Annotated in this window: 1 protein-coding gene; it reads right to left on the bottom strand. The window is 68.3% G+C overall.

What is annotated here, in order from left to right:
• Window positions 1–240 (bottom strand): hypothetical protein (locus tag BST14_RS28925; protein ID WP_211280868.1); only part of this gene is annotated, 240 nt, incomplete at both ends.

Genomic DNA, 240 nt, shown 5'->3' with positions numbered 1-240 from the left:
GAGCTGGGCCATCGCCGCCGGCACGGCGCCGGCCAGCACGTACGATTCCGCCAGCGCCATGTGCTGCAGCGCGATCTTGCCCTGCTTGGCATAGGTCCTGGCCAGCATGTCGTGCAGCTTGCGTTCCTCCCGATACTGCTGGGCCTGGTCGCGCAGGAACAACGCCGCCTCATCGAAACGGTCGGTTGCGATCAGGGCCTGCGCGTACTGGTGCGCGAGCGAGCGCGACAGCGGGAAGCG

The sequence above is a fragment of the Mycobacterium arosiense ATCC BAA-1401 = DSM 45069 genome, from assembly GCF_002086125.1.
Classification (GTDB): Bacteria; Actinomycetota; Actinomycetes; order Mycobacteriales; family Mycobacteriaceae; genus Mycobacterium; species Mycobacterium arosiense.
This window is presented reverse-complemented; position numbering and strand designations above follow the sequence as displayed.